Source organism: uncultured Clostridium sp., from assembly GCF_934754915.1.
Lineage (GTDB): Bacteria > Bacillota > Clostridia > Clostridiales > Clostridiaceae > Clostridium.
In genome coordinates this window covers 39,383-54,248 of the sequence record NZ_CAKVKB010000010.1, presented here as the reverse complement: position 1 = coordinate 54,248, position 14,866 = coordinate 39,383, and the positions used below count along the sequence as shown (strand labels likewise).

At 28.4% G+C, this 14,866-nt stretch carries 12 protein-coding genes and 1 pseudogene; 11 read left to right on the top strand and 2 right to left on the bottom strand.

Going from position 1 to position 14,866, the window contains the following annotated elements:
* Both Q0F58_RS03465 and Q0F58_RS03460 read left to right on the top strand, forming a co-directional pair.
* Positions 1-128, top strand: a pseudogene (locus Q0F58_RS03465) (SAM-dependent methyltransferase); the annotation flags it as partial.
* 340 nt (positions 129-468) lie between these two features.
* Entirely contained in the window at positions 469-1,395 is a 927-nt protein-coding gene (locus Q0F58_RS03460; RefSeq protein ID WP_294372624.1) for a chemotaxis protein, read from the top strand.
* 105 nt (positions 1,396-1,500) lie between these two features.
* On the opposite strand, the gene Q0F58_RS03455 is transcribed toward Q0F58_RS03460, so the two are convergent.
* Positions 1,501-1,932 carry a MarR family winged helix-turn-helix transcriptional regulator gene (locus tag Q0F58_RS03455; protein ID WP_294372622.1) on the bottom strand — a complete coding sequence of 144 codons (432 nt, stop codon included), beginning with the start codon at positions 1,930-1,932 and terminating at the stop codon, positions 1,501-1,503.
* 321 nt (positions 1,933-2,253) lie between these two features.
* Between Q0F58_RS03455 and Q0F58_RS03450 the strand changes: the two genes are divergently transcribed.
* From Q0F58_RS03450 to Q0F58_RS03430, 5 genes are all read left to right on the top strand, one after another.
* Positions 2,254-3,408: an HlyD family secretion protein gene (locus tag Q0F58_RS03450; protein ID WP_294372619.1), complete on the top strand. Its 1,155-nt coding sequence runs from the start codon at positions 2,254-2,256 to the stop codon at positions 3,406-3,408.
* 10 nt (positions 3,409-3,418) lie between these two features.
* A complete protein-coding gene (locus Q0F58_RS03445) occupies positions 3,419-4,696 on the top strand; it encodes an ABC transporter permease (protein ID WP_294372615.1) in 1,278 nt (425 codons plus the stop codon).
* Positions 4,693-5,913 (top strand): ABC transporter permease, encoded by a 1,221-nt coding sequence (locus tag Q0F58_RS03440; RefSeq protein ID WP_294372613.1) that lies wholly within the window; start codon positions 4,693-4,695, stop codon positions 5,911-5,913. Before Q0F58_RS03445 ends, Q0F58_RS03440 begins: the two co-directional genes overlap by 4 nt.
* A 127-nt stretch (positions 5,914-6,040) precedes the next feature.
* Positions 6,041-7,444 (top strand): dipeptidase PepV, encoded by a 1,404-nt coding sequence (gene pepV, locus Q0F58_RS03435; RefSeq protein WP_294372611.1) that lies wholly within the window; start codon positions 6,041-6,043, stop codon positions 7,442-7,444.
* A gap of 347 nt (positions 7,445-7,791) precedes the next feature.
* Positions 7,792-8,994 carry a stalk domain-containing protein gene (locus Q0F58_RS03430; protein ID WP_294372609.1) on the top strand — a complete coding sequence of 401 codons (1,203 nt, stop codon included), beginning with the start codon at positions 7,792-7,794 and terminating at the stop codon, positions 8,992-8,994.
* A gap of 190 nt (positions 8,995-9,184) precedes the next feature.
* On the opposite strand, the gene Q0F58_RS03425 is transcribed toward Q0F58_RS03430, so the two are convergent.
* Positions 9,185-10,354: an aminotransferase class I/II-fold pyridoxal phosphate-dependent enzyme gene (locus Q0F58_RS03425; RefSeq protein ID WP_294372607.1), complete on the bottom strand. Its 1,170-nt coding sequence runs from the start codon at positions 10,352-10,354 to the stop codon at positions 9,185-9,187.
* 397 nt (positions 10,355-10,751) lie between these two features.
* Here Q0F58_RS03425 and lexA point away from each other — a divergent pair, with 397 nt between their 5' ends.
* The 4 genes from lexA to Q0F58_RS03405 all read left to right on the top strand — a co-directional run bounded on the left by lexA (position 10,752) and on the right by Q0F58_RS03405 (position 14,866).
* On the top strand, positions 10,752-12,395 hold the full coding sequence (gene lexA, locus Q0F58_RS03420; RefSeq protein WP_294372605.1) for a transcriptional repressor LexA: 1,644 nt from the start codon (positions 10,752-10,754) through the stop codon (positions 12,393-12,395).
* Positions 12,396-12,639: 244 nt separating this feature from the next.
* Positions 12,640-13,185, top strand: coding sequence for a hypothetical protein (locus Q0F58_RS03415; protein ID WP_294372602.1), 546 nt, complete (start codon positions 12,640-12,642; stop codon positions 13,183-13,185).
* A gap of 257 nt (positions 13,186-13,442) precedes the next feature.
* Positions 13,443-14,420 carry a hypothetical protein gene (locus Q0F58_RS03410; protein ID WP_294372599.1) on the top strand — a complete coding sequence of 326 codons (978 nt, stop codon included), beginning with the start codon at positions 13,443-13,445 and terminating at the stop codon, positions 14,418-14,420.
* A 17-nt stretch (positions 14,421-14,437) separates the two neighbouring features.
* Positions 14,438-14,866 (top strand): hypothetical protein, encoded by a 429-nt coding sequence (locus Q0F58_RS03405; RefSeq protein ID WP_294372596.1) that lies wholly within the window; start codon positions 14,438-14,440, stop codon positions 14,864-14,866.

The window sequence follows — 14,866 nt, the reverse complement described above, 5'->3', positions numbered from 1 at the left end:
GAGCATGTAAAGGAAATATTTCAAAAGATAAAAAAGAAAAAGCATTGGAAGAAGTGAATAATCTTGTTAATGAATTTAATTTTGAACCTACTCTATTAAAACTGGTTAAAAATGATAATTTAATGTAATATATAGATGTGGATATTTTATAATCATAGTTTTAAATAATTTAAATCAATATATAGTATCTGTATTTGTTTAAAATATACTATATGTTGATTTGACATTTTACATTTATTCTAATATAAGAAATGTTAAATATAAACATATGTTTTAATTCTTATTTAATAATGTGAATAAAAAGGTTTAATATTCAAATTTTTTGTAAATATAGTTGAAGTATGAAGGCAAAAGTATATATAATATAATTAAAGATGGTATAGTTTACTAGATTTTATTCGATAAATACATATATAGATAACAATAATGTCGAATGAGGAAAATTTTAAATAGTAAGGGGAAGAGAGTATGAATAATAACATATTACTAGAATCAGGTACAGGAGAATTAGAGGTAATTGAATTTGTAGCTAATAAATGTCATTATGCTATAAATGTTGTAAAAGTTAAAGAAATAATAGAAATGCCAATGGATACATTGACAAAACTTCCAGATCCAAAACCAGACATAGCAGGACTTATTTTATGTAGAGATGAAATTCTCACATTAATAGATTTAAAATATATACTTTCTAAAAATAGTGAATCAACTCTTGGTTCAAAGGTTATAATTTGTGAATTTAATAAAGTTAAAGTTGCATTTAATATTGATGATATAGTAGGAGTTCATCGTATTAAATGGGATGATATAAGAAAGCCTGATGATTTATCAGAAAATTCATTATCAGTAGGAAACATATTATTGGATGGAAAAGTTCTTATTATGCTTGACTTTGAAAAGATAGTTACTGATATTGCTCCAAGTTCAGGTATAAGTGAAGACAGGCTTGTTAAAGTGGATTATAAAGACAGATCAAACATAAAAATGGTTTTAGCTGATGATTCAGCCTTAATAAGGAAACTTTTGAAAGAAACTCTTACTAAAGCTGGATTTAAGGGGCTTACAGTATTTAATGATGGTAAACAAGCATATGATTACATTAATGGCCTTAAGGAGAGAAGAGGAGAAGATTTCATGGAGGATATAGATATTCTTATTACAGATATTGAAATGCCTCAGATGGATGGATTGACTCTTACAAGAAAGATAAAAGAAGACGACATTCTTAAAAAACTTCCAGTCATAATATTCTCATCTTTAATAACACAAGAATTAAGGCATAAAGGTGAATCTGTAAAAGCTGATGCACAATTAAGCAAACCAGAAATAGAAGCACTTGTAGATGTTGTTGATAATCTTATAGAAAAGAGCAATGCAGAAAAAGCTAAAGCTTAGTATAAAAAGATAATTATATATGAATAAATAAAAGAGATTGAAGTGGTAAAGCATTCAATCTCTTTTATTTATGATAATGATTACAATAAGCGTTATAACAAAACTTTATTCTTGAGAAACATTTTTTAATACTTTTTGGAGAAGTTCAAAAAGTATTTCAGATTCACCTTTTGTCATTCCTTTAGTAAAGCATGTTTCAAAGTTTAATGCCATTTCAAGCATTCTTTCATGAATATTTTCACCTTTTTCAGTTAAAACAATTTTTTTATATCTTTTATCTTTTTCACTAGTAGTTCTATATAGAAAGCCATTATGCTCTAATCTGCTGATTATATCAGTTACAGTAGAGCTTTTTAAATAGAAGTGTTTTTCTATATCTTTTTGGTTAATTTCAATATTTTTATTAGAAGATATAAAAAATAATATGTTCATTTGAGGTGATGTAAGATTTATTTCTTTTAGGCTCTTATCACTAACTTTCTTAAAAACATTATGAATAGCTCCAAATAACCTAGAAAATTTCAAATCAGAATTCATAAATACATCCCCTATTCATTTTACATTATGTATAAGTGTATTTTATCGCATTTATATATACTTGTGCAAGTTATTAATTCAAATGGAATATTTATGATTAAATTTCAATATAAAGTACATATTGACATTATAAGATAAAAAAACTATAATGAGTTACAGAAAAAATACATAGGATGCTAACTATTTTTAGATTATAATATACCGAATATAAGGAAAATAATACTTAAATAGATTAAAATATAGTTAGTATACTATTTATAATGATGAATTTAATAAAATAGGAATATTTCTAAAGATAAATTGCAAATCGGGAGGATTATTATGAAATTAAAAAAATTGTCAGGATTATTTTTAATACTATTAGCAGCAAATGGTTTTACAGCATGTAATCTGCCTTTTGCACATGCAACAGGAGATGAGATAGTAGCTGGAAAGGCTGATGGCTTGGTTGTTCAATCAAATATAAAAATGGAAGAAAGTAATGTAAACTCGTTGACTGGAGGACAGATTTTGGAAGTTCTTGTGAGTGAAGGAGATACTGTAACTAAAGGACAGCCACTAGTTTCTCTTGACTGTGATTCATTGCAAGCTCAGAGAGCACAGGCACAGGCAGGTGTAGACCAAGCAAAGGCAGCATTAGGACAAGCACAAGCAGGAAAAGCTCAGGCAGAAGCAGCCTTGCAGAAAGCTAAGAATGGTGCAACAGAAGAAGAAATAAATCAGTTAAAGTCTGCAATCAATATAGCACAGTCTAATGTTGAAAATGCACAGTCTGCATATGATGTTGCAAAAGCATCTTATGACAGGACAAAAGCATTATATGATGCAGGTGCAGCAACTCAGGTTGAATTGGAAGGTAAGGAAATGAGTCTTCAAAATGCTCAGACAGGATTAGATAATGCAAAATCAAATCTTAATATTAACAATGAAAAATATAATTCTGCAGTAAAGGGTGCAACACCTGAAGATATTGCACAGGCGCAGGCAGGAGTGGATCAGGCTCAAGCTGGAGTAGGACAGGCAGAGGCAGCAGTGCAGCAGGCAGAAGCAGCAGTACAGCAGATAGATGTAACATTAGAAAAATGTTCACTTGTATCGCCAGTAGATGGAGTTGTTACATCACTAAATGTAAAAAATGGAGATCTTGTATCGTCTGGAATGCCTGTTGTTGTAGTTACTGATACATATAATCCATCAATAACATGTAATATAAAAGAAACTGAGCTTGATAAGGTTGAAATGGGTCAGGAAGTTTCAATAAAAATTCCTGCATATGAAGATAAGGAGTTTAAAGGAAAAGTTACTAATATAAATAAGAATGCAGATTTTGCAACTAAAAAAGCAACAAACGATAATGGAGATTTTGATATTTTATCATATGGAGTAAAAGTGGAATTTGAAGATTTTGAAAGCCTTAAAGAAACAGGAATAGATCTTCGTGCCAATATGACATCATTTGTTGATTTTGGAAAGTAGAGTGATGTACATGAAATTAGATATAGTGGATAAAATACAAAATTATATACATATAATTTTAGGAAAATTTAAACTTTTTAAATATCTATTTAGATTTATATATAAGCGTATTTTAAAGCACAAATACATGATAATTCCAATTATAATTTTATTTATAGCACCAATTGCAATAACTCTTGTATTTGGTTTTGAATTTATAAATCTTCCTGTAAAAAATGTACCTACAGTAATAGTTAATCATGATAAATCAGAGACAGTTAACAGTCTTGTTGAAATGATTGCAGAAAATGATGCTTTTAATGTTATAGAATATGGTGACAGTGTAGAAGATATAAAGGAAAGTATGGATAGTGGAATAGCAATGGCAGGAATAATTATTCCTGAAAATTTTTCTGATGATCTTTTAAATGGAAAAGATGCAACTATGGTTACATATGTAGATGGATCAGTTACATCTCCATCAAGCAGTGTAAAAAGTGGTATATCAGAAATAATTGGAACAATAAAAAGTGGATATCTTATGAGTCTTGCAGAAGGAAAACTTGGAATGACACCTCAAAATGCAATGAATTTAATTTCTCCTATGGGATATAATTATAGATTTATAGGAAATCCCACAAAAAACATGGCATATTTTATGGTTGAAGGCCTTACTCTAAATAGTATACAGATAGCAGCAGCAACAGTTGGAGTTTTTATAAGTGAAAAGAAAAATTATCTAAAGCTTATTGGAAAAGGAATAATACTTGGAATTCTTGCATCTCTTTCATCTTTAATATGTCTTTATATATATACTAAATATTTTAATATTCCGTACAGAGGAACCTTTAAAGGGGGAGTATTGCTGACTCTTTTCTGCAATATAGGATGGGTTTTCTTTGGAATAATTTTAAATTACAGTAAAAAAGGAAACAAGCTTGAAGCTGCATCTTCATGTGGAATTGTTTCTATGACTATGCTGTTTTCAGGTTATACATTTCCAGTCTTGGCTATGCCTGATTTTTTCTCAAAGATTGTAAATTATATGCCTAATACACATTTTATTATTCCATTAAGAGATATATCTCTTCTTGGAAATACATTTAGTGATGTTCAGCCACATATAATATGGCTTATAAAGTTTATGCTCATAATGATTGGACTTGTAACTTTTCAATTTATATTAGGCAGAATTCCTAAAAAAGAAAAAATAGATCAAGAAAAGAAAAAATCAATTGGAAATCTATTTAAGATAAAATCAGGCAAAAGACAAGAAGGAAAGAATACAGAAGAGGTGATACAAAGATGACTTATTTTAAATTGGTATTTAAAAAGATTTTTTCAATATTAAAAGAAGAATCAAGTACATTAATACAGGCAGTTGTGTCACCGGTATTAACATTATTTCTTCTAGCATATGTATGGAGCAATGTATATGTAGAACACATACCATTTGGAATAGTTGATAAGGACAATACAGCTTTATCAAGAACTGTAATAGAGCAGTTATCTAATTGTCCATCTTTAAATATAACAAATTTTTTTGATTCAGATTCAGAGCTAGAGCAGGCCATAAAAGAAAGAAAAGTACATGGAGGAATTATAATACCTGACAATTTTAGTACTGATGTAAGCATGAAAAAGTCACCAAAAGCAGAAGTTCTAGTAGATGGAACCAATATGCTTATTGGAGGAAATGCATTAAGTGGAGCAGCCACAGTTTTAAGTACATTGAGTGCAGGAACAGAACTAAAAATGCTTCAGGGAAATGGATTATATCCATCAGTTGCAAAGACAGCTATAGGTACATTTTCATGTGTGCAGAGGATAATGTATGATTCCCAGGGAAGTTATATAAGAAATATGTCATATACTTTAGTTATTCTTATAATTCAAATGGTTTTTCTATCAAGTTTTTTTATACCTCTTCTCATAAAGAGAAAAAAAACATTTGCAGAGATAAAGATTGGTTCAAAAGAATTTATATTTAATCTTTTGGATATAGCTTTTAGAATTTTATTATATATAGTGATTATAACTATAACAAGTTTTATAAGTTTGTGTCTTATAAAGAAATATTTTTCGCTTCCAATGAAAGGTGAAGTATGGATATATTGTGTACTTATGGTTGCATTCTTCTTTAATCTAATTGGCTTTGGTCTTGTATTTGGAGCAATATTAAAGAAAATGGATTATTTTGTTTATACATATTCATTGTGGTCATCACCGTTTACTCTTGTAAGTGGAGTGGCATATCCATTTTATATGATGTCTCCTGGCCTTGTGAAAGTCATTAAGGCAATCGTACCACTTTCTCAGGTAGCAGTACCATTAAAGATGTTGAATATTAAAGGATCTGGATGGGAAGCTATTCTTCCATATTTAAAGGAAAGCGTAAGGTATTCTATATGCTGGATATGTGCTGGAATTGTTTTATATAGTGTAAATATAATTTATGAAAAATATAAAATTTCAAAATTAGATAATAAATCTTTAGAACCAGAAACTGCTTCTGTTATAAATTAAAGAACAAAAATGAGATTATTTTTAATGATTATGAAAAAATATTAAAAATAATCTCATTTTTGAGTTATAATATAAAAGAAATAGTATTAGATACTAATATGCTTATTTAAGGAAGGCAGGTATAGAAATGTATAAAAAGCAGATTGAAGAATATTTTGAAAAAAATAAAGAACAGATACTTAATGATATTTGTAATCAGATAAGAATAAAGAGCGATAAAGGTGAGGCTAAAGAAAATATGCCATATGGTGAAGGACCAGCAAAGGCTCTTGAAGCAGCTTTGAAATTAGCAGAAAGCATGGGATTTAAAACTAAAAATTATGATAATTATGTAGGGACTGTTGATTTTAATGATAATGAAAAGGGACTTGATATATTAGCTCACTTAGATGTTGTTCCAGCAGGAGATGAATGGACTGTAACTAAGCCTTATGATCCAGTAATAAAAGATGGAAAGATATATGGAAGAGGTTCTTCAGATGATAAGGGGCCTGCTATAGTTGCATTATATGCTTTAAAAGCAGTTAAAGATTTAAATATTCCATTAAGCAAAAATGTAAGACTTATATTAGGAACAGACGAGGAATGTGGAAGTTCTGATATAGAACACTATTATGCAGTTGAAGAGGAAGCTCCAATGACATTTTCTCCAGATGCTGAATTTCCTCTTATAAATATAGAAAAAGGACGCCTTGCACCAGACTTTACAAGTGAATATGCTGAAGACAATGCACTTCCAAGAGTCCTAAAGGTAAGCGGAGGAGTTAAAGCAAATGTGGTGCCAGACAAGGCTCAGGCTGTAGTTGAAGGGTTTAAACTTGATACAGTTTTAGAATTATGTAAAAAAGCAGAAGAAAGAACTAATGTAAGATTTACAGCAGAAGAAGATGGTTCAATTATAACAATAAATGCCAAAGGAAAAGGTGCTCATGCTTCAACACCTGAAAACGGATATAATGCAATAACTGCAATAGTAGATTTATTATGTTCAATGGATTGTGCAGATAGTGAAGGATTTAGAAGATTATGCGGTATAAATAAGTTATTCCCACATAATGACCATATAGGTGCTGGATGCAATGCAGCTATGAGTGATGAATTAAGTGGAAATTTAAGTTTAGCGTTTACTATTTTTGAATATAATACTACATCTTTAAAAGGCACATTTGATTCAAGAGCGCCAATATGTGCAAATGATGAAAATTTAACAGAAGTAATAAGAAAGAGAATGGCTGAATTTGGTATAATACTATCAGACTGCAAATTGGACCCTGCCCATCATGTAAGTGCTGATTCAGATTTCGTACGTACACTTCTAAAATGTTATGAAGATTATAGCGGATTAAAAGGTGAATGTCTTGCTATAGGTGGAGGAACTTATGTTCATCATTTAAAAAATGGTGTAGCATTTGGATGCATTCTTCCTGGAACAGATACAAATATGCATGGTAATGATGAATTTGCAGTAATTGATGAATTAATGCTTAGTGGAAAGATATTTGCACAGGCAATAATTGATTTATGTAAATAAATAGAAAACTGAGTAAATAAAAACAGAAGTTTAGAGAAAAATCTTTACTTCTGTTTTTTTTGCTTTTAAAAAAATATTTATTTAAAGTAGAAATAAAATGGGACCTAAAAGCGAAAATTAAATTGTATTATATTATGACAATAAAATAATTTAAAAAATCAGATGAAAAGTTACAATAATGTACAATTAAAGTATTATTTTTACATTTAAATTATATTTAAATATGTTCTTATAATAATAGAAGAAATTATGAGATTTGATAATTAATTTTTAATTATGAATTGTCAATTGTTAATAAGAACATATATAATATTTAAAAATATGCTTAAAAAGGAGGAAATTTATTTATGATAAGAAAAAATTTATTAAGAGGGATTCCATTTGCATTAGCACTAGGATTAATTGCAGCTCCAACAGCTTATGTACAAGCTGAAACTTCTGGAATTGAAGTTTCAAAGCCTATAGATGGTATAGAGTTAGATCCGGGATTTGGTATTGATCCTAAAGTATTTATAAATATGAAAGAAATGAGTGCTGATAATATAAAGATTATAAATAGTCAGGTTTATCTGCCAATTGAAACAGTTGCACATCAAATGGGAAATATTCTTGAAGGTTCATATGAAGATCAATATATGCTTAGAAAAACTGATAAATTAATACAAATAGATGTGAAAAATAATGTATATTATATAAATGGTGAAAAAAATAGTGCAAAATTCGAAATTATAGATGAACAGGCATATGCACAAGTAGATTTCTTTAAAGATGTTTTAGAATATAATGTACAGATGGATGGTATTAATGTTTATATTGGACAGTTTAACAATTCAGGAAATGCAGTATTATCAGAAGATCATCTTATTGATGATGCAATGCTTATTATGCCTGAAGTTTATGTTAATTCTGAAAAATATCCTGAATTTGATATAAAAATAAGTGACGGACAAGTATATCTTCCTTTAGAAGTGATTACAGAAAAAATGGGAGACAGACTTGAAGGTGATTTTACAACTGAATATTATTTAAGAAAAAATGATTCTATGCTTATGATTGATTTTGCAGAGAATAAATACATACTAAATGGTGTTGAAAATACTGTAGTTATGATAAGAGAAGGAGAAAAAGTATATGCACCATTAAGTTTTTATAAAGATGTATTAAAATATAATGTTACTGAAAATGGAAATGCTTTTTATATAGGTGAAATCAAAGAAGAAGAAAAACTTCCAAATACTATTCAGGGAGGAAAATGGTCTCTTGAAAATGGCAGCTGGTACTATTTAAGTAATGGAAACAAAGTTACAGGCTGGGTAAGAGCTGATAACAAGTGGTATTATTTAAAATCTGATGGAGTTATGGCAACAGGATGGATTTCTTTAGATGGAAAATGGTATCTTTTAAACAAAGATGGTGCAATGGAAACAGGATGGGTTATAGATAATGACAATGCATATTATTTAAATAAAGATGGAGATATGGCAAGTAATACTACTGTTGATGGAATTAAGCTTGCTGATAGCGGAGTAGCAATTTCTCTTTATAATTAATAGAATTGATAATTACAGATATTATTTGAACAGATATATATAACTAGTTTTCTTCTAAACTTGAAAGTATAAAAGATATGGCTGAATATATAAGCTGCCCCATAAAAAACACAACTAAAATTTCAAGTATTGTGTTTTTATGGGGCAATTTTTTGATTAATATAAAATTTCAAGTATTAAAATATTGTAGTTATTTCAAAATATCACTTTCAGCAATTTTATTTACTGCTTCTTCAATTACAGGAACAGGAAGTACAAGCGCAAATCTTACAAATCCTTCACCAAGGGAACCAAAGGCACTTCCTGGAGTACAGATGACTCCTGTCTTTTCCATAAGTTCCATGCAGAATTCAGTGGAAGTCTTAAATTTTTCAGGTATAGGAGCCCATGCGAACATGCTTCCTTTACTGTCAGGAACATTCCAACCTATTTTTGTAAGTCCTCTGCATAAAGCATTTCTTCTTCTTTCATATTCTTTGCAATGTTCTTTTACGCTATTCTGTGGTCCAGTGAGTGCAGCAATTGCAGCATGCTGGATTGGTGTGAATATACCATAATCTATCTGTGAACGAAGCATTTTAAAATGTTTTACTATTTCACTGTTTCCAAGAACAAAAGATACTCTTGAACCAGTTATGTTAAATGATTTTGATAATGAATAGAATTCAACTCCAACATCTTTTGCACCTTCATGGCATAAAAATGATCCACCTGTCTTTCCATCATAAACTATATCAGAATATGCATTATCATGAACTATGATTATATTATGTTTTTTAGCAAATGCTATTAGTTCATCATAAAATTCTGAAGGAGCTGTAGCACATACTGGATTCATTGGATATGATACAATCATAAATTTAGTTCTTTTTAAAGTATCTTCATCTATTGAGTTTAAATCTGGAAGATAGTTGTTTTCTGGTAAAAGTGAATAGTAAACTATTTGTGCACCAGAAAGGTAAGGCCCTATTTCAAATATTGGATATCCTGGATTTGGAACAAGAACAATATCATCTTTATTGCATAATGAAAATCCTATATGTGTAAGCCCTTCTTGTGAACCATATACAGACATTATTTCATCAGAATTTAACTTGACATTAAACCTCTTTTTATAATATGAAGCAAGTGCATTTATAAGTTCAGGCATATCTCCTAAAGAATATTTCCAATTATTAGAGTCCTTTGCTGCTTCTATAAGAGCTTGTTTTACATGTTCATCAGGTTCAAAATCAGGTGTTCCTACTGAAAGGTTATAAACTTTTTTGCCCTGTTTTATGAGCCCATTTTTCTTTTCATCTAAAATATTAAAAATTCCTGTCTGGAAGTATTTTAGATTGTCTGAAAATTCAAATTTCATAATAATTCCTCCTAAGTGTGAATGGGTTTTGTTTACTGCAAATAGAATAAAAGTATAAAACTTTTAGGTATTGCATATAAAAAATTGAAATACATTTAATATATATTTTACAATTATAAGATAATAATGGCAAATATTTTGTCAACATATTAAAAATTAAAAGAATATTCTATTTCAATGTTATCAAATCCTTTGCAACAAGGATAAGATTATAGTAATATATTATTATATATAGGCAATACATATAGAGCATATGCTAGTTTGATTTTATACTAATATGAAAAATTTTTATGTGAAAATTGGTGAAATATTGCAAGGATTTCATCATTCATTGTTGATTGAAATATATTATGAAAGAACAGGAAATGAAAAAGTAAAAAATAAAGAGGGAATTAATATGGAATTTAGTTTAGCACAAAAAAGAATAATAAAAAGCAAACCTAATGGAATAAAAGTTATTAAAGGTGAAAAGGGCTGTGGAAAGACTTTTGCTGCAATAAACAGGGCAGTAAAGCTTCAACAGTCTTATTGTGCTATGGCTGATGATGAAATTCTCATAATGGCTAAAGATAATAGACATATTAGAAGTTTAAAAGAGATTCATGAAAAGATAATAAATAAATCAGCAATACAGAAAAGTTTTTTTGATGAAGAAAATAAAAGAAAACTTGAAATGAATGATATTAATTCCCTTATCTTATTATATTTTCAAAAATATAATGATTTACATAAAACAAATTATTTAATTGCTGCTAAAGATGATATTAGAAAATTAATGAAGACAGCAGTTAAAAAGGTAAAAGAAACTGAAAAGGAATTTAAAAAGGTTAAATTTCTTCATGAGGAATATATAGAATTTTTTATAGATGAAATAAAGTGGATTAAAGAGTGTTGTTTTTTGAAACAGCAAGATTATCTTGAAGCAGATAGAAGCAGCAGAGTCAATTATACATATGGAAAAAAAGAAAAAAATATAAAACTTAGAAAAAACTCAACGGCTAGAAAATGTGTGTTCAAAATCATGAATGAATATAATAGGATTTTGAAAAGCGAAAATCTTGTGGATTTTGAAGATGCAGCTATGATGGCAGCAAAGGTATGCAGAAGGAAAAAAAGCAAAAAGTATACACATATTGTAATTGATGAAGCTGAAAAATTTACAAGAATAGAATTTGAAATAATGGATATACTTTGCAATAAGAAAGCATATTCAAGTATAACATTTGTTTTAGATGATGATAAACTTGAAAATTCTTCTGGATGGATAAACAGAAAGAGAAAATTTTCAAGTCTTGGGTACAATATAAAAGGAAAAACAGTGACTTTAAAAGAAAAATTCATATATGGTCATGAAATAGATATAAAGCAAAAAGATGTTGAAAATTTAAATAAGGCAAAAGCAAAGAAAAAGCATAGGAAAAAAATATCAGAAAAAGATGCACAATATCCTTATAGTCTTATAGAATTTGATTTTGATAAAATTAAAGAAAAGCATGTTGAAAATGTTAATTCTGTAGATGAAAATTCAATGAAATCTGAAACTGTAAAGTATATAGATTTAAGTAGAAATGTATGTCATGAATTCATATGTGATTTTTATGAAAGTGGTGAAGTATATACATCTGATGATAATTTTAAAGAAAAGGTTGAAGATGTAGTTAACATACCTGTATTCAATGAAATTGCAGCAGGAAGCCCTATTTATATGAATGATGAAATTGAATATAGCTGTAATATTCCAAAAGACTGGGTAAGAAGCAGCAAAGACCTTTTTATATTAAAAATTAAAGGTGATTCAATGGTAAACAAAAATATAAATGATGGTGACCATGTACTTATTAAAAAAGGAAGATATCCATCAAGCAATGATATTGTTGCAGTTGAAATCGAAGGTGAAGCTACTTTAAAAACTTTTAAAACAAAAGGAAAGCAGATTATATTGAAACCAGAAAATGATAAATATGATCCAATAATACTTACTGGTGAGCAAAAATGCAGCATTCTTGGTGTGGCAATTGGAATATTGAAAAACTTTTCGTAAAAATCATCAATACATATTTTGAATATTAAAATTTATATTATACATGTAAAATATGAAATACAAAAAATCTTGAGAAGATTTCATTCTTGATAATCAGGTACAAATTGTTGATTGTAATATAGATGCTTTGATTTGGAATATTTCAAAATTTTATAAAAGCAGGCATTCTCAAAATGGTTATATATTAGGAAATGACTTAATATATTGATAGTAGTGAATATTGTAAAGGGAATGTGATTTGAAGATGGGACGAAATATATTTTATAACCATGGTGACTTAAGCTATGATGAAGTATGTGAAAGATTCAGCTATGTTAATGATGAATACAGCATAGATGAAGAGATTAGAAAAGAAGTTAAAGAAGAGATGAATTGTGAGTCCCAGTACACAAAAGAAGAAATTGAAATTATTCTTAAGGAATGTATAGAAAGTATTATTAAAGAATTATCTGAAAAGGTATTAAAAATTTATGAAAACTCAAACGGAGTATATAATACAAATATAAAATCATGGAATGAAACAATAGCATATATAAAAAATAATGATAATGTAATTGAACTTAAACTTACAAATGATTTTATCTGCGATTTTAAAGATGATTTAAATTATGTGTATTTAACATTATATAAAAATGGGGAAGGAATTTTTACTGAATGCATTGAACGAGTTCATGAAGAATATGAATTTATTGGTTCAGCATTTATTCCTATCTATCAAGATGAAGTATGCTTTAAAACTCTTAATAAAGAAGAATTTGTAAATAGAGTATTAAAAGAGCTGAAAAGTTAATAATAGAAATTTGAAAAATTATCATTAAGGATGGAAAAGTGTTAATTAAAGGCACTTGAGTATAGTTAAGCAGGCTTTCTCAAGTGCTTTTTGTATACGTTTTATATATAGTGTTACAAAAAAGAAATTATGAAAAGAATATAACCACTGATTGACAGTAAAACAATTGAAATTCTATAATAATATATAATGTGATAAATAACTTTAGTTATCTGTAATGTGATTTTGTCGTAAAAGTATTAAACTGAGGTGGGGATATGGGACTAAGTGTAAAAAGGAGTGCAGTTATTTCTTTGAATTCCAGGCTTGAACTGGACAAAAAAGGAGTCGCAGTAAATCTGGAAGGGAGAAAGTTAAAGGATATTTTGAATTCCTTTTGCAAGAAAAATGCAAATAAAAAGAATGAAAACAACAAAGATTCAAAAGAGAATGAGGAACACATATCATTAGAAGATATGAAAAAAATTCATGAGAAATATCTTGCAGAAATACAATGGCAGTATTTAAAAGATGTCAATCCGCCATATGATTTGAATTGTAATGGTCCAGAAAAAGCTAAAGCATGTGAAGAATATGATGAATTTAAACCTACTTTTTTAGAAAAGATTTTTAAAAATTTAGGAGAAAAGAAAAAAGAAAAATTATTAGAAGCTGTTAAAGAAGCTGAAAAAAAGGATGAAAAAATTTTAGGTGATTATAACAAAATTCATCAACTGAGCTGCAATGTGCTATGTGGTGACATAGATAGTTATTTCCAGGTTATAGATGAAATGAGACCTTTTGATATGCTTTTAGAATTGGGAAGTGAAATTGAAATCGGAACTAATGATTCCTGCTCAATTGAAGTAGAATTTAAGGTGAATTCAGAAAATGTAATGCCTAAAAACAAATTCAATAAGGAAGTATATGAAAGTGATGAGGAAATTGAAATTGCATATTATGAATTTATTGAAGAATATGTATGCAGCAGTATACTTCTTATTGCAAAGAATATAATGAATCTTATACCTGGGATAAATAAAGTTATTGTACATGCTGTTGACAATGTAGTGGATCTTGATAAGGGAATAAAAACAGATGTAACAATTTTATCAATTGTAATTGACAGAGAAACTTTGAACAAGCTCAGTATGAAAAATATAAATCCAATAGATGCAATGGACTATTTTATATGTAATATAAGACATCAAAAGGCAGCTGGATTTAGAAGTGTTGAAAGAATAACTCAATATTAAAATAAGGTGGAAGAGATTTGATATTAAAAGATTATACTAAAGAAATGATTTCTAATTTAATAAATATTATAAAAGACTGTGCAATGGAGGGCAGAATTTCTATATCTCTTGAAGGAAGCAGAATGGAAAATATGCAGTTTATTGAAGAATACAATATAAATGAAGAAAAACTGGTTCACATTCTTTGTAATCTTAAGGAAGAAGATTTCTGCTATGGACTAAAAAATATGAAGGATGGGATTGAATATAATGACCTTTACATATTCTGCCCTATAAAAAAACTCTACAATATAACAGGCGAAAAAGAAAATGTAGAAGTGTATATGAGGTTTAATATTTTAGAGGAAGATGGAAAGGTTCAAAGAGTACTGGTTTCATTACATAAAAGGAACAAACCTATTACATATTTATTTCATAAAGAGAAAGTTCAGAAGAGGAGTCATTAA